Origin of the sequence: Alcaligenes sp. SDU_A2, from assembly GCF_038237375.1 — a bacterium.
GTDB lineage: Bacteria > Pseudomonadota > Gammaproteobacteria > Burkholderiales > Burkholderiaceae_B > Alcaligenes.
The window spans coordinates 420502-435770 of record NZ_CP151273.1 but is presented as its reverse complement, the minus strand read 5'-3'; the positions used below and the strand labels follow the sequence as shown (position 1 = coordinate 435770).

Annotated in this window: 14 protein-coding genes; 6 read left to right on the top strand and 8 right to left on the bottom strand. The window is 61.9% G+C overall.

Annotation, left to right across the window (positions count from 1 at the left end; translation table 11 throughout):
- Positions 1 to 30: 30 nt before the first annotated feature.
- Positions 31 to 1566, bottom strand: coding sequence for a histidine ammonia-lyase (hutH, locus tag AADW57_RS02000; RefSeq protein WP_341668386.1), 1536 nt, complete (start codon positions 1564 to 1566; stop codon positions 31 to 33).
- Positions 1567 to 1587: 21 nt separating this feature from the next.
- Positions 1588 to 3318, bottom strand: coding sequence for a urocanate hydratase (gene hutU, locus AADW57_RS01995; protein WP_445819168.1), 1731 nt, complete (start codon positions 3316 to 3318; stop codon positions 1588 to 1590).
- Positions 3319 to 3496: 178 nt separating this feature from the next.
- Here hutU and hutC point away from each other — a divergent pair, with 178 nt between their 5' ends.
- On the top strand, positions 3497 to 4219 hold the full coding sequence (gene hutC / locus AADW57_RS01990) for a histidine utilization repressor (RefSeq protein WP_341668384.1): 723 nt from the start codon (positions 3497 to 3499) through the stop codon (positions 4217 to 4219).
- Between the two features lie 200 nt (positions 4220 to 4419).
- On the opposite strand, the gene AADW57_RS01985 is transcribed toward hutC, so the two are convergent.
- Together AADW57_RS01985 and AADW57_RS01980 are read right to left on the bottom strand one after the other, a co-directional pair.
- Positions 4420 to 5556, bottom strand: coding sequence for a 2Fe-2S iron-sulfur cluster-binding protein (locus AADW57_RS01985; protein WP_341668383.1), 1137 nt, complete (start codon positions 5554 to 5556; stop codon positions 4420 to 4422).
- 11 nt (positions 5557 to 5567) lie between these two features.
- Entirely contained in the window at positions 5568 to 6602 is a 1035-nt protein-coding gene (locus AADW57_RS01980) for an aromatic ring-hydroxylating dioxygenase subunit alpha (RefSeq protein WP_341668382.1), read from the bottom strand.
- Between the two features lie 140 nt (positions 6603 to 6742).
- Between AADW57_RS01980 and AADW57_RS01975 the strand changes: the two genes are divergently transcribed.
- Entirely contained in the window at positions 6743 to 7723 is a 981-nt protein-coding gene (locus tag AADW57_RS01975) for a LysR substrate-binding domain-containing protein (protein ID WP_341668381.1), read from the top strand.
- On the opposite strand, the gene AADW57_RS01970 is transcribed toward AADW57_RS01975, so the two are convergent.
- Both AADW57_RS01970 and AADW57_RS01965 read right to left on the bottom strand, forming a co-directional pair.
- The gene (locus AADW57_RS01970; RefSeq protein WP_341668380.1) at positions 7707 to 9053 is read right to left on the bottom strand and encodes a sensor histidine kinase; all 1347 of its coding nucleotides are present in this window, start codon (positions 9051 to 9053) and stop codon (positions 7707 to 7709) included. The genes AADW57_RS01975 and AADW57_RS01970 overlap by 17 nt on opposite strands.
- A 1-nt stretch (position 9054) precedes the next feature.
- A complete protein-coding gene (locus tag AADW57_RS01965) occupies positions 9055 to 9714 on the bottom strand; it encodes a response regulator transcription factor (RefSeq protein ID WP_341668379.1) in 660 nt (219 codons plus the stop codon).
- 133 nt (positions 9715 to 9847) lie between these two features.
- Between AADW57_RS01965 and AADW57_RS01960 the strand changes: the two genes are divergently transcribed.
- From AADW57_RS01960 to AADW57_RS01945, 4 genes are read left to right on the top strand one after another with little or no spacing between them, the layout of a single operon-like run.
- Positions 9848 to 10174, top strand: a complete 327-nt coding sequence (locus AADW57_RS01960; protein ID WP_341668378.1) for a PepSY domain-containing protein — start codon at positions 9848 to 9850, stop codon at positions 10172 to 10174.
- 18 nt (positions 10175 to 10192) lie between these two features.
- Positions 10193 to 10663 (top strand): DUF2271 domain-containing protein, encoded by a 471-nt coding sequence (locus AADW57_RS01955; protein WP_341668377.1) that lies wholly within the window; start codon positions 10193 to 10195, stop codon positions 10661 to 10663.
- A gap of 18 nt (positions 10664 to 10681) precedes the next feature.
- Positions 10682 to 12892 carry a PepSY domain-containing protein gene (locus tag AADW57_RS01950; RefSeq protein ID WP_341668376.1) on the top strand — a complete coding sequence of 737 codons (2211 nt, stop codon included), beginning with the start codon at positions 10682 to 10684 and terminating at the stop codon, positions 12890 to 12892.
- Entirely contained in the window at positions 12873 to 13847 is a 975-nt protein-coding gene (locus AADW57_RS01945) for an FAD:protein FMN transferase (protein ID WP_341668375.1), read from the top strand. The genes AADW57_RS01950 and AADW57_RS01945 overlap by 20 nt, the downstream gene beginning before the upstream one ends.
- Here the strand turns inward: AADW57_RS01945 and AADW57_RS01940 are convergent.
- Both AADW57_RS01940 and AADW57_RS01935 read right to left on the bottom strand, forming a co-directional pair.
- On the bottom strand, positions 13844 to 15055 hold the full coding sequence (locus AADW57_RS01940; RefSeq protein ID WP_341668374.1) for an amino acid aminotransferase: 1212 nt from the start codon (positions 15053 to 15055) through the stop codon (positions 13844 to 13846). The two genes, AADW57_RS01945 and AADW57_RS01940, sit on opposite strands and share 4 nt — an antisense overlap.
- Positions 15040 to 15264, bottom strand: coding sequence for a hypothetical protein (locus tag AADW57_RS01935; protein ID WP_341668373.1), 225 nt, complete (start codon positions 15262 to 15264; stop codon positions 15040 to 15042). The genes AADW57_RS01940 and AADW57_RS01935 overlap by 16 nt, the downstream gene beginning before the upstream one ends.
- Between the last annotated feature and the right edge of the window lie 5 nt (positions 15265 to 15269).

Here is a 15269-nt window from a genome sequence, read left to right as displayed (position 1 = left end):
GTCAAACCGGTTCTGGATGCAAACGCTACCCTAGAACAGGTCGGCCGCTGTCTGGATCAGGCTTTCATCGAGCACCCGCACCCGCAGCGCCTCGATGTCCGGAGCCAGATAGCGGTCCTGCTCGTAAAAAGGCACGGCGGCACGAATCGCTTCCTGCACTTTCTGCAAACGGCTGGACGTGCGCAGCGGCGCATGGAAATCGATGCCTTGCGCCGCGCACAACAGTTCAATCGCCACAATGGCCGCCGTATTCTGCGCCATATCCTCCAGGCGACGGCCGGCAAAGGTCGCCATGCTGACATGGTCCTCCTGATTGGCGGACGTGGGCAGGCTGTCCACACTGGCCGGATGCGCCAGCGATTTGTTTTCCGAAGCCAGGGCCGCCGCCGTGACATGCGCAATCATGAAACCGGAATTCAAGCCGGCCGACGGCACCAGAAAAGGCGGCAGACCGGAAATACTGGCATCGATCAGCAAGGCAACGCGCCGTTCGGCCAGCGCGCCGATCTCGGCAATTGCCAGCGCCAGGGTATCAGCCGCAAAGGCTACTGGTTCGGCGTGAAAATTGCCCCCGGACAAGACCTGATCCGGCTGACCGTCCTGCCCCGGAAACACCAGAGGGTTGTCGGTGACGGCATTGGCTTCGATCAGCAAGGTGCGGCCGGCCTGCTCGATCAAATCCTGCACAGCCCCCATGACCTGCGGCTGACAGCGCAAACTGTACGGGTCCTGCACCTTTGTGTCGTTATCCACATGTGATTGCCGTATCTGGCTGCCTTCCAGCAAAGCCCGATACAAACGGGCCGCATAGATCTGCCCCGGCTGGCCGCGCACCTGATGGATGCGCGGATCAAATGGCGCATCGCTGCCCTTGGCCGCGTCCACGCTCAAGGCACCGGCCAGAATGGCATTACGAAACACGGTCTGGGCGCGAAACAGACCATGTAAGGTCAGGGCGGTGGACACCTGAGTGCCGTTGATCAGCGCCAGACCTTCCTTGGCCGCCAGCACAATGGGCGATATGCCCGCTTCGCGCAGCGCCTGGGCAGCGTCCATCCATTGCCCCTGGTAGCGCGCCTGCCCCTGCCCGATCAAGGTCAGGGTCATGTGCGACAAAGGGGCCAGATCACCCGAGGCACCGACCGATCCCTTGACCGGGATGAACGGCACAATGCCTGCGTTCAAAATGGCCAGCAAGGTGGTGACCACCTCGGGACGTATGCCGGAAAAGCCACGCGCCAGGCTGGCCACCTTCATGGCCATCAGCAAACGCACGACCGGGTCGGCCAGCGGCTGCCCCACCCCCACCGAATGCGACAGGATCAGGTTTTTCTGCAATTGCTCCAGATCCTGGTCCGCAATGCGGTGCTGCGCCAGTTTGCCAAAACCGGTATTGATGCCATAGGCAGGCAGGCCTGCGCGTATGATCTTGTGCACGATGGCCGAGGACGCCGCCATCGCCTCAATCGCGCCGGGCGGCAGGCTCAGCGTTACCGGCTCCTGCCAGATGCGGCGCAATTGCTCAAGCGTCAACGCGCCGGGAGAAATCTCAATGGTGTGGCTCATGGTCCATTCTGTCCTGAATGCTTAGGTAATCATAGGCAGATTCAGCCCAAAATCCCGGGCCGTCTTGATGGCCAGATCGTAACCGGCATCGGCATGACGCATCACGCCGCTGGCGCAGTCGTTGATCAATACGCGCTTCAGGCGGGCGGCGGCCTGTTCGCTGCCATCGGCCACAATCACCATACCTGCATGCTGGCTGTAGCCCATACCGACCCCGCCGCCATGATGCAGCGACACCCAACTGGCCCCGCCTGCCGTGTTCAGCAAGGCATTGAGCAGCGGCCAATCGGAAACCGCGTCCGAGCCATCCAGCATGCCTTCGGTTTCCCGGTTGGGGCTGGCCACCGAACCGGTGTCCAGGTGATCGCGACCGATCACTACCGGCGCTTTGAGCTCGCCCGTGCGCACCATCTCGTTGAATGCCAGACCGGCGCGGTGACGCTCGCCCAGGCCCAGCCAGCAAATACGCGCCGGCAAACCTTGGAAAGCAATACGCGACTGAGCCATGTCCAGCCAGCGATGGACATGCGCATTATCGGGGAAAAGTTCTTTGATCTTGCGGTCCGTCCGGTAAATATCCTGCGGATCGCCGGACAGGGCCACCCAGCGGAACGGCCCTTTGCCTTCGCAGAACAACGGCCGTATATAGGCGGGCACAAAGCCGGGAAAATCAAACGCGTTGTCCACCCCCTCGTCCTTGGCGACCTGACGGATATTGTTGCCATAGTCCACCACCGGCACACCCATCTGCTGGAACGCCAGCATGGCTTTGACATGCACGGCGCAGGAGCGCGCCGCCTCGCGCTGCAAATGCGCGTGCTGAGCCGTATCGGCCTTGGCCGCCAGCCATTGCTCCACCGTCCAGCCTGAAGGCAGATAACCATGCACCAAATCGTGGGCCGAGGTCTGGTCGGTAACCAGGTCAGGACGCAAGCCACCGGCCTGAGCGCGACGCACCAGCTCCGGCAACACATCGGCCGCATTGCCCAGCAAACCGATGGACACCACGGTCTTGGCCTGCGTGTGCTGCCCGATCAACGCCAAGGCATGATCCAAGTCGCGCGCCTGCATATCCAGGTACCGGGTCTTGAGACGAAAGTCGATGCTGCTCTGCTTGCATTCGACCGTCAGCGACACGGCCCCTGCAAACGAGGCCGCCAGCGGTTGAGCCGCACCCATGCCGCCCAACCCGGCGCTTAGAATCCAGCGCCCGGCCCACGAACCGCCATAGTGCTGACGCCCCGCTTCGGCAAAGGTTTCGTAAGTGCCCTGCACAATGCCCTGACTGCCTATGTAAATCCAGCTGCCGGCTGTCATCTGCCCGTACATGAACAGCCCCGCCCTATCCAGTTCGTTGAATTTTTCCCAGGTCGCCCATTTAGGTACCAGATTGGAATTGGCCAACAGCACGCGGGGCGCGTCGCTATGGGTACGGAACACGCCTACGGGCTTGCCCGACTGAATCAGCAAGGTTTCATCGTCGCCCAGTTCGCGCAGACTGGCCAGAATCTGGTCAAAGCAGGCCCAATTGCGCGCAGCGCGACCTATGCCGCCGTATACCACCAGATGCTGGGGATTTTCCGCTACCGCCGGGTCCAGATTGTTCTGGATCATGCGATAGGCAGCTTCCGCTTCCCAATTTTTGCAGCTGCGTTGTGCGCCGGTAGGCGCATGAATGACCCGGCCGGGGTCAAAGCGAGGGTCCCGGCCCAGGGCCGAGGCAGTGTCATTCGGCATGGTGCGTGTCTCCATTTGGATGTCGCTGCTGTCAATCGCCGCTTCGCCGCAAACCGGGCACAAACACGCCCCTGGACGCCGACAAAACACGGCTTTTCTTGTAAGCTGATTCAATGTATAGGCATTCTTTTTTGTTGTCTATACATATACTGGAAAGCCCTGACGGCTCCGCTTGCCAAACAAGGAAATCGCCATGACCGCTCCGACTCCCTCCCCGCAGGCGGCTGCGCCCGTCTACCTGCAAATCAAAACCTTCGTCCTGGACAAGATTCAGAGCGGCGAATGGCGCGAAGGCGATCTGGTCCCCACCGAATTGGCTTTGTGCGAACAGTTTGATGTCTCGCGCATGACCGTAAACCGGGCCTTGCGGGAACTGACCAACGATGGGCTGCTGGTGCGCATCAAAGGCTCGGGCACCTACGTCGCGCAACCCAAGTTCCAATCCACCCTGATCGAAATCCGCAATATCGCCCAGGATATCCGCGAACGCGGTCACGAGCACAGCAGCCAGGTGCTAAGCATAGAGCGTCTGCAAGCGACGCAGGCACAGGCGCGCCAATACGGCATCCCCGTGGATACGCCGCTTTTTCATTCGATAATTGTGCATGCGGAAAACGGCCAACCCATCCAGTACGAGGACCGCATCGTGGACGCGCGCATCGCCCCCGACTACCTGGAGCAGGATTGGAGCCGACAGACCCCCAACGAGTACCTGATGCGGGTCGCCCCCCTGCCCAGCGGTTTTTTTACCATCGAAGTCCAAGTACCGCCTGCAACCATCGCCCAGGCCCTGCACATGAACGAACGCCAGCCCTGTCTAGTCATGGAACGCATCACCTCGTCCAGCGGACAGTTCACCACGCACGCCCGACTCTGGCACCCGGGCGATAGATACAAATTTGCCGGGCGAATGTAGCCAGGCGCAGAACCCGCGCACAGCGCGGGCGAAGGACCCCGCCAAGCCGGCCTGCTAGGGCCGGTCTGGCGAGAACCCGAGGTTTTCTCTGCTTGGCCCAAACGGCCAACCCAATACGAAGGAATCCCCGGTATTTAGCGAAAAAGAAAAAAAACCCGTCCAAGCGGACGGGCAAACCTCAACAAGCAAACAATTCGGCATTACCCCAGATCCACCACCACCGGACCTTGGGGACGAGAACAGCACAACAGCACCTTGCCTTCCGGCACCGCGTCCAATGGCTCTTCCAGGTAGTCGACCTGACCGGACACCAAGGTACACATACAGGTGTTACATAGACCAGACCGACAATTAAAATCAGGACTCAATCCCGCTTCTTCGGCCAGAGCCAGCAAGGACTCGCAGCCCTCATGCCAACGGGCCTGACGTCCATCGGGCAAAAACGTCACCATCTGCGACTCCGTTTGATCCGCCGTCTCTGCCGGAACCGACAAAGTCTGAACATGCCCGGCAGCGGCCGGCTGGTCTGCACGGACAAGCGTCTGCGCCGCCTCGTCGTCCAGCACCGTAGCAGGCCCGAAAAACTCGTAATGAATACGTTCGCGCGCAATGCCCAGACTGCGCAACAAGCCGTAGTTCATCTGCATAAACCCACTGGGGCCGCATAGGTAAACATCGTAGTCATCCAAAGGCAGCCAGGACTGCAACTGCGCACGCGTGATCAGACCGCTGGCGCAGTGATGGGCATTGCGTTCATCCTCGGCATCGGGATGCCGGTACACGAAGCGCACCTGTACCTGCGTTCGGCGCGCCGCCAATTCCAGCACTTCCTGCCTGAAGGCATGGGCCGCGCCATTGTCGCAGGCATGAATAAAATACACCGGCCGCTCCGTGCTACCCACCAATCGGTGCAACATGGCCAGCATGGGAGTCAGGCCCACTCCCCCGCTGAGCAGCACCACAGGCCGCTGGCTGTCCTCGTCCAGCACGAACTCGCCCAGCGGCCCGGCTGCGCTGAGCACCGCGCCCGGTTGTACGTGCTGATGCAAATAGAACGAGCCTTGGCCCGGCGGCACATCCAGACCCGCCGGGGCCGACTCGCGCTTGACCGAAATGCGCAGCGGCTGCGCCGCATCGCCCGACAGGCTGTAATTGCGCAGCACCGTCTGCCCATCGACAGGCAGACGAAACGCCAAATGTTGCCCAGGCCGGAAAGCCGGCGCAGGGCCGCCATCGGCCGGTGACAGCACAAAAGAAACAATCGTTGCGCTTTCGTCCCGACGCTCCAGCACACGGTAATCACGAAAACGTCGCTCGCTCGGGGCCGTATCCGTCATGACTGCTCCGCTCATGCCTGCGCAGATGCGCCCCACTCGGCATCGATCAACTGACTGATCTTGCGGCGAAAGCGCATAGGGCCGGAGTCAATGGGCAAATCCAACGCGGCAGGACGCGCTTTCAGGCCTTGATGCACCGCTTCCAGCACGACTTTGTCTTCCAGAAAGGCGTGGCGCACATCGTCGTTGAATACCTTGGACACCGCCTCGTCGTTCGGGCTGAAATTGCGCAGCTGGAACCAGAAATAACGCGTGCGCTCCTGATCCACCGGCGTCAGGAAATTATAGGAATCCATCAAAAACACATCATCATGGAACTGCGCCGGATCGTCCGTGGCGGTGCCGGCCGGCAGAAAAATGGCGCGAATGACCGCCTGCGATGGAAAGCGTACCTCGTACTGCTGCTTGCGGTCGCAATTTCCGTCAAATTTAACGAATTTCTTGTAAAACGGAGCTACTTCTACATTTTTCGACCAGCGCGATACGGTCACGCCGCTGTCCTGCACCTGAACCTGCAAAGGCAAACCAATGATATCGGGACTGCCGAACGAGGTCTGATGCACCCAGGATACGTGCGAGGGGTCCAGCAAATTGTCCGTGACATACAGATAGTTGCAGTCCAGTTCCATCGCGTCGCCGCTGTTCACGCCCCACTGGGGATCATTCCATTGCGCGATATCGATCAGCAAAGACTCGTCGGCCAGGGCGGCATCGCCCATCCAGACCCAGACCATGCCGTAGCGCTGCACACAGGGATAACTGCGCACCAGTGCGCTTTTGGGGATCTGCGCCGTACCGGGCGCTTTGGTACAGGCACCGCTGCAATCGAAGGTCAAACCGTGATAACCGCACTCGACCTGATCACCGATCAAGCGTCCTTTGGACAGCGGCAAACGGCGATGCGGACAGGAATCCTCCAAGGCAACGACCTGCCCGTCCTGGCGGCGGTACAAGACCAGGTTTTCCCCCAGCATGCGCACCGGCAACAAGCTGCGGCCCACCTCTTTGTCCAAGGCACCCACATACCAGGCATTACGTACAAACATGATTTCCCCTAAACAAGACCATCGCGCGTTGCGGCGCAAGGCACCGCACGCGTCTATGAATCTCATGATAGCCTCAATCAAACACAGCCCAATTTGATTTTTGTTTAGAATTTCTAAACAAAAAAGACTCTTGCCAACCTATGCATAAACTGCCCCCGCTACGCGCCCTGCAGATCTTTGAGACACTAGGCCACAGCCAAAGCCTGCACGACGCCGCCCGTCGCCTGCAGATCACCCCCGGCGCAGTCAGCCAGCAGTTACGGCTGCTCGAAGACAGCCTGGGCTGCAGCCTGACCCACAAAGAAGGCAAGCGGCTGCGCCTGACCGCCGCCGGTCTGCGCTTTCATACGCTGTGCTCGCAGGCCTTCGAGCTGCTGCGCGACGGACAGCAGGAAATCGAACGTTCGCGCACCCACCGCCTGCTTTCCCTCAGCGCCCTGCCCTCCATGCTCAAGACCTGGTTGGCTCCGTTGGCCTGCCAATGGCAGGAGCATTACGCTCCCGAACTGACTCTGCAACTGAAAGGCAGCCATGCCGAGCCCGATCTGGAAGCCGAGCGCATCGACTTTCGCATCACCTATGGGCAGGCAGGCGCGACACCGGGCAGTTCGGCGCTCTTATACACGGACCGCGTGGTCCCGGCCTGCAGTCCCGACTTGTTGCAAGGCAAACCCGATCTGCGCCATCCACGCGATCTGCTGGCCTACCCGCTGCTATCCTCGGATTGGCAACCGCGTTTTACGTCGCCCCCATCCTGGCAGGAATGGTTTCGCGCCGCCGGCGTGGACAGTGGAACCTCCCCGCTGGACCGTTTTCGGATCTTTTCCCTATCCCACATGGCCATCGATGCGGCCGTGGCTGGACAAGGCTTTGTACTGGCCCAGTGTTCCATGATCGAGCGCGAAGTGCGCACGAGCCAGTTGACGATCCCGTTCTCGCTGTCGCTGCCACTGCCCTGGCCTTACGTGCTGAGCTGGCGCGCCGGTATTGTCGAATCCTCCGACTTGCGCGATTTTCACCGCTGGCTGCTGAACCGGGGCCGCCAGCAGGAAAACCGCAACCAGGACCTGCTGGCGCACAATGGCACACCCTGGCCGGCCCCCGCTACCGGCCAGGACTAGCAGTAAATACGGGCAAGGTCAGCGAGGCCTGAAAACCCGATGCGCGACCCGGCACCGGGGAACTAAGCACCAGTTCCCCGCCTGTGCGCTGGGCCACTGTGCTGACCAACGCCAAACCCAGCCCGCTACCCTGGGCATGACCGCCGGCGCGCTCAAACCGCTGTGTCAACCGTTCAAGAGCCTCCGGTGGCACGACAGGCCCATCGTTGATCACGGTCAGCCGGCCATCACTGCTCAACACTACGTCGACCTGCGCCCCCTGCGCGCCATGACGCAGCGCATTTTCCACCAGATTACGAAACAGGATCGCAAACATATCCGGGTCCAGATCGGACAACAAAGGCTCCGGCGGCAAAGACAACACGATACGGCCCGCGCCCAAAGCCCGGGTCAGATCCTGCACCAGAATACGCGCCACAGGCCGCAGGTCCGCGACCTGATCCAGGCGCAAACGCCCCCCTTCGGCTCGCGCCAACTGCATCAAGCGCTCGGCCAGCCGCGTCAGGCGTTTAAGGGTCGCCTCGATATCGGCCGCACGCGCTCTGGCTGCCGGATCAGGCGTCTCTACCTGTAGACGTTGCGCCTGGGCAATCGCCCCGGCCAGCGGTGTGCGCAATTCGTGCGCCGCATTGGCGGCAAAGCTGCGCTCGGCCTCGAAAGCAGCCGCCAGACGCCCCAGCACTACATTCAGGGCATCAGCCACTGGCGCGGCTTCAGCGGGAAGATCACTGGCCGGCACCGGCGACAGATCGCGCGCACTGCGTCCCGCCAGGCGTTCACGAAAACGGCGCAGCGGTGCCAGACTGGCCTTCACCACCACCACTATCGCCAGCAAAGCCACCGGCAGAAACACCAGCAATGGCAGCCCCAGGCCCAGCAAGATCTCGCGCGCCACCAAGGCACGATGCGCCAGCGGCTCTGCGACCGTCAGCCGTATCGTCCCCTGCAAGGCCTCTTCGCTATACAGCCTGTGTGTCGCCGACTGCCCCAGGCCGACGCCGCTCCAGGCCGGAAAATCCCCAGGCTGGGCATCATGCGACTGCAACAGCACACGGCCCTGTCCATCGCGCACGATATAGGTCAGCAGCTCGGTGTGTTCGCGGATTTCCGCCAAACGCTGGGTAACGCCCGCTTCCTCGCGCTCCAGAATATCAGCGACCGCCAGGGGCAGAATGCGCTGCGCCGTCTCTTGCAAGGCGGAATCGAACACATCATCCACCGCATGGCGCAATAGCACGGTGGTTACCGACGCCGCGCCGATCCAGATGATCGTCAGCAATACGCCGATCGACCAGCCCAAGCGTCGTTGCAGGCTGCGCATGCGGGCCATGTCAGGCCTGTCTCAGGCGGTAACCCAGACCGCGTTCAGTTTCGATAATGTCGCTGCCCAGCTTTTTGCGCAGGTGGCTGATATGCACCTCGATGGTATTGCTGCCGACTTCGGCGTCAAAGGCGTACAGCTTGTCCTCCAGTTGAGCTTTGGAGAGCAATTGGCCCGGTCGGGCCAGGAAGGCCTCGAACAAGGCCCATTCGCGGGCCGTCAAGGACACGGCATGCCCTGCGCGCAGGACGCGATGGGCGGCCAGATCGATCTGCAACTGTCCATGCGTCACGACAGGGTTGGGATTGCCGCTGTAGCGGCGCGCGACCGAGCCGATCCGCGCCGACAATTCGGCCAGATCAAACGGCTTGACCAGATAATCATCCGCCCCGGCGTTCAGGCCCTCGATCCGATCCGAGACCTGATCCAGCGCCGTCAGAATAATGACGGGCGTCGCATCGCCGCACGCCCGCAGATGGCGCAAAAACACCAAGCCTCGGCCATCGGGCAGCATCAAATCGAGCAACACCAAATCGTACGCCACCCCGGCCACGGCCGCCTGCGCCGCATCCAGACGCTGCACCCAATCCACGCCGTGCCCGTCGCCGGCAATCTGATCGCGCACGGCCAGCCCCAGCACCGCATCGTCTTCAATCAACAGAATACGCATCGACTCTTCCTTGTGAAGCGGCCAGCGTGGCAGATCCAGCTGATGCGAACCTGAAGCCTACACGCCGCCCGCTTCAGCCTGGCATCACATTGGCCGGGCATTCTGAGCACATCAAGCATAAAGGAGCCCTGTCATGAAGTCATTTTATCCCCTGGCCCTGGTCATCGCCCTGACCTATTCCACTGGCGCACTGGCCAGCGAAGATTGTCATCGCCCTATGGCGGACTGGCAATCACGCGATCAGGTCAGCGCCCAAGCCACGGCGTTGGGCATCACCACCGAGCGATTGCGCATCGACGACGGCTGCTACGAAATCCGTGGTCGGGATCAAGCCGGCAACCGCATCGAATTAAAACTGGACCCAGCCACCCTGGAACCGCTTGGGCTGGAAGTGCGTTTTGAGCCTGGCGCAGATACCTCCCGCTACCTGCCACGCGTACAGCCTGCTCCCCAGCAGTAATCCCACAGGATCACCATCATGAAAACACTGATTTCCTGCCTGACCTTGGCGGCTGCCGCAAGCCTGCCTACCCTGGCCGCTGCCCGCCCCGTCACCCTGACGACAAACCTGAAGGACTATGGCGGCGACGGTGCCTACTTGGCCGTCTACCTGACCGATGCGTCGGGAGCCTATGCCCGTACGCTCTGGGTAGCGGGCGAAAAATCCAAATACTACAAGCACCTGACGGACTGGCACCGCGCCACTGGCGGTGCCGCCGCAGCAATCAATGGAATCACCGGGGCCAGCGTAGGTGCAGGCCAGACCTTGACGATCTCGGCCGATCTGGAGGATGCCTTGTTTGATGCAGGGTACACCTTGAATATCGATGCCGCCGTTGAGGACATGCGCGATAGCCCGCGCGATCTGAGCGTGCCGCTGACCACAGCCGGGGCGGGTCAAACCACCAGCGGACGGCGTTATGTGTCCACGTTCAGCTATGGCTTTTAACCCTTACCGGAGAGCACCGTGAACCTGCGCTCACTGCACCGATGGCCGGGTCTGATCGTGGCCGCTTTATTGATTGTGACCGCGCTGAGCGGAGCCGCGCTGTCGGTGTTCCCTGCCCTGGAAACACTGCGTACCCCCCAGCCCGAGACGACATTGAGCCTGGCCGATCTGGCCACACGGGTGCAGGCGGCCCATCCTGGCATTGAACAGATCAAGCGCGCGCCCTCGGGACAAATCAGCGCCTGGTGGTTCGAGGCCGGCCAGCCCGGCTCGGCCATTGTCGATCCCTCTACCGGCCAAGCAATCGCCCCTGCCGAACCGAACCCACTGCAACGCTGGCTGACCCAGTTACACCGCGCCTTGTTTCTGGGCGACGGCGGACGGCTGGCGACGGCGGCCGGTGCGCTGACCCTGCTTTTTCTGTCTTTGTCGGGCAGCATACTGATCGCCCGACGCACCGGCGGCTGGCGACGCTGGTTCAACCGCCTGCGCGGCCCCCTGGCCGCGCGGTTGCACACAGAGATCGCGCGCATCGTCTTGCCGGGCCTGATTCTATCCAGCGCCACGGCCCTGTGGATGGCGGCAGAAACCTTTGATGTCATTACGATTGATGAACCACGCCTGGAAGTACCCGCCCAAATCAGCCCGCGGGCCAGTCTGAAACCAGCAGACATGCCTGCGCTGCAAGCCATCCCAGTAGCCACGCTACGCGAGCTGAGTTTTCCCGATCCACGCGACAGCACCGATGTTTTCACCCTGAAAACCGACCATGGAACCGGGTATGTAGACCAGGGCACCGGAACGGTACTGAGCTGGCAACAACCCAGCCTGTTGCAATCGCTCTCTGAAACCATTTACATGCTGCATACCGGCCAAGGTGCCGCCATGCTGGGGCTGCTTCTAGGTATCGCTGCGCTGGGTGCATCGATCCTGGCTGTAACGGGCGTGCTGATTTGGTTGGCCGCAAGAAACAAACGGCCCGCATTGCACGGCAACGCACCCGCTGCACAAGCCGACACCGTGGTCTTGGTCGGCTCCGAAGGGGGCAGTACCTGGGGCTTTGCGGCAACACTGGCTAACGCGCTGCGCCTGGCCGGACACACCGTTCATATTGCGGCCATGTCCTCGTTCAAGCCGACACGCTACCGCCACGCGCAACGCCTACTGATTCTGACCGCCACCTATGGCGATGGCGACGCCCCTGCATCAGCCAAAGGCTTTCTGGAGCAATTGGACACAATGGACAGCGCCCCTGCTGCCCCCCTGGCCGTCCTGGGGTTTGGCGATCGCAGCTTCCCGGCCTACTGCGCCTTTGCCACCGCCGTAGAGCAGGCTGCGCGGGCCAAAGGCTGGGCGACACTCTTGCCGCTGGAGACCATCGACCGTCAATCCGCACAAGGTTTTGCACGCTGGGGCCAGGCCCTGGGGCAAGCAATCGGTACGCCGTTGACCTTGAGCCACCAGCCCGCATCGCCTGCAACCACAACCCTGACGCTGATCGAGCGCCGCGATTACGGACAGGCCGTTCACGCACCCATGGCTATCCTGCGCTTTGCGATTCCGGCGAGCACACCAGTGCAACGCGTGATGGGCCAAGGCTTTGCCCGATTCGAGGCTGGCGACTGGCTGGGCATCGTACCCGAAGGGTCCTGCGTGCCGCGCCTGTATTCCCTGGCATCCGGCTCTACAGACGGGTTCATCGAAATCGTCGTGCGCAAACATGAAGGCGGTCTGGCCTCCGGCCAACTGACTGCCCTGCAACCCGGCCAGACCGTCCGCGGCTTTGTGCGGCGCAATCCCGACTTTCATGTCGGCCATGACCGCGCCCCTCTGATCTTGATAGGAGCAGGCACAGGCCTAGGCCCGCTGGCCGGTTTCATACGCGCCAATACGCAGCAGCGCCCTATTCACCTGTTCTTTGGCTTGCGTAATCCTGACAGCGACTTTCTGTATCGCAAAGAACTATCGGCCTGGCAGGCCCAAGGCCGCCTGGCCAACTTGTCCACCGCCATCTCCCGCGCCGATCAAGCCCGCTACGTACAAGACGCACTGCGCCAAGAAGGCCCGCAGATCGCGCAGGCAATTGCTCAAGGGGCCAAAATCATGGTCTGCGGCGGTCGCGACATGGCACGCGGCGTCGCCCAGGCGCTGGCCGAAATATTGCAACCGACCGGCTTGACGCCGGCCATGCTCAAGGCAGGAGCACGCTATGTCGAAGACATCTACTGAAACCGTACGGCACGCCCTGCATGGTCCCACGATGGGTACACGCTGGTCGGCTCTGTTCTATGCAGCGCCGGGATTGGACATCATGCCCATCCAGGCCGCGCTCCAGCAGGCCGTTCAGCGCGTCGATGCCCAAATGTCCACCTGGAATCCCGACAGCGACCTGATGCGCCTGAACAGCGCTCCAATAGGCCAATGGGTCACCATTCCCGCCGATCTGGCCCGCGTGCTGGCGCTGGGCCTGGACATCGGCCGAGCCAGCGCCGGGGCATTCGACATAGGCATGGGGGATGCGGTACGCGCCTGGGGCTTTGGCGCACAAACCGCCCAGGAAGCGGCCATACGCGCCGCCCTGACGGCACAGCGACATGCCGCCCACGATCTGCTGGAACTGGATGGCAAACGAGTGCGCAAACAAGCGCCGATCTGCCTGGATCTGAACGGCATTGCCAAAGGCTACGGGGTGGACCAACTGGCCCTGACTCTGCGTCGCTTCGGTATTACCGCCGCGCTGGTGGGCATAGACGGCGAGCTGCGGGCCCTTGGCCTGCGCCCCGACCGCCAGGGCTGGGCGGTCGCCGTTGAGGCTCCCGATCCGGACCAGCGTGCGCCCCATTCCATGCTCGTGCTGCACGATGCCGCTGTCGCCACATCAGGCGATTATCGGCACTGGGTCCAGGTTCAGGATCGCCGACTATCCCACACGATGGACCCACGACGGGGCGCTCCGCTGCCGCACCCGCCCGCCTCCGTGACGGTGATCGCCCCCACCTGCGCCCAAGCCGACGCCTGGGCCACCGCCCTGATGGTTGCTGGCCCCGACACGGGCATGGCACTGGCGGCACAACACGGTTTAAGCGCTTTGTTCCTGCTACGCGGAAAACAGCATGAACTGTCTGCACGCGCCTGCGGCGCACTGTTTTCCGCGCATCCGGGTGCCGTCACCCAGCCCGCTTAAACGTGGGCGGTTTCCGAGGCCACGACAGCGGCCAGGGACTGGGCGAAGTACTCGATATTGGACTCGTTCAGGCCGGGTACGCTGATGCGGCCCGAGTCGATGATGTAGATGCCGTAGTCGCGACGCAGCGCCTCCAGCTGCGGCAGGCTCAGGCCGGTATAGCAGAACATGCCGTGCTGTTTGACGAAATAGCTGCTGTCGTACTGCGGAGCGATTTCCTTCAGGCGTTCGTGCACCAATTGGCGAACCTGGGCGATGCGCTCGCGCATGGTCTGCACTTCGGCTTTCCACTCCTCGAACAAGACCGGATCGGCCAGCACGGTGGCCACCGCCTGTCCGCCATGCGAGGGCGGATTGGAGTAAATGCGGCGCGCTACCGCTTTGAGCTGGCCCAGTACCCGGCCAGCTTCTTCGGCGCTCTGGCACACTACGGATAAGCCGCCGCAGCGCTCGGAGTAATACGAGAAGTTCTTGGAAAAGGAGTTGGCGACCAGAAAACTCAGGCCGGCATCGGCCATGGCGCGCACGGCAAATGCGTCTTGGTCCAAACCGCGGCCAAAGCCCTGATAAGCCATATCCAGGAACGGAATCAGCTTGCGCTCTTTAAGGACCTCGATCAGTTCCAGCCACTGCGCATCGCTTGGGTCTGCGCCGGTGGGATTGTGGCAGCACGGGTGCAGCAGCACAATGCTGCGCTCGGGCAAAGCCGCGATGTCCTGCTTCATGCCGGCAAAGTCCAGACCGCGCGTGGCCGGATCGTAATAACGATAGGAATGCGTAGGAATGCCCGCGCCCTGAAAAATGGCATGGTGGTTATCCCAGGCCGGATCGCTGATCCACATTTCGCTGTCCGGATACGCATCGTGCAGAAAGTCTCCACCCACTTTCAGCGCGCCGGTGCCGCCCAACGTCTGAATGGTGACGATGCGGCCTTCGACCCGGGCCTTGCGGTCTGCGCCAAATACCAGCGCCTGGACGGCATCGCGATACGAAGCCAGGCCCTCGATGGGCAGATAGCCGCGCGGCAGGCCTTTGGCGGCCCACTGATCTTCGGCCCGCCGGGCGACATCCAGTACGGGCAGACGACCCTGGTCGTCGTAATACAAACCCACGGTCAGGTTGACCTTGCGCTCGCGCGGATCGGCGTGAAATGCTTCGCTCAAGCGGAAAATCGGATCGCCGCCGTAAGCCTTCAGATGCTCAAACATGGTTTTTCCTTGAAAAATTCGGCATGCAGGCCGCCCTTGCGGCTCTGGCATAGAATGCATTCGATACGTGCCACACGACATAATAGGCGCTTGCGCAGACGCTGAGCGCACCAGCGGCCCAAACTGCTGCAGACCACCTTGTGCGGCGGCACTTTGTCATCGTTCACGATATTGGCGGGCATGCACAGCCGGCGCAAGACCGTTAACATGGGGT